General features: G+C 59.1%; 1 protein-coding gene. It reads left to right on the plus strand.

Annotated features, from left to right (window positions below; translation table 11 throughout):
- Window positions 1–335 (plus strand): efflux RND transporter permease subunit (locus EN852_RS37385; RefSeq protein WP_135879805.1); only part of this gene is annotated, 335 nt, incomplete at both ends.

Consider the following 335-nt stretch of genomic DNA (forward strand, 5'->3'; position numbering starts at 1 on the left):
AATATCTACGCCTTCACCAGCGACGGCCTCAGCCAGCGGCAATTGCGTGACCTGGTGGAAGATGCCCGCGCCAAGGTCTTGACCGTCGACAATATCGGCAAGGTCGATGTCATCGGCGCACAGGACGAGACGATCTATCTGGAATTTTCCACGCGACAGATCGCGGCGCTCGGCATTGATCAGCAGTCCATCATCAAGACGTTGCAATCGCAGAATGCCGTCACCCAGTCCCGCTTCGTCAATGCAGGACCTGAGCGCGTGGCGCTTCGCGTCAGCGGCCAGTTCACGTCTGCAGACAGTCTGCGGGCGATCAACCTGCGCGTCAACAACCGCTT

Origin of the sequence: Mesorhizobium sp. M2E.F.Ca.ET.209.01.1.1 (assembly GCF_004010375.2) — a bacterium.
GTDB lineage: Bacteria > Pseudomonadota > Alphaproteobacteria > Rhizobiales > Rhizobiaceae > Mesorhizobium.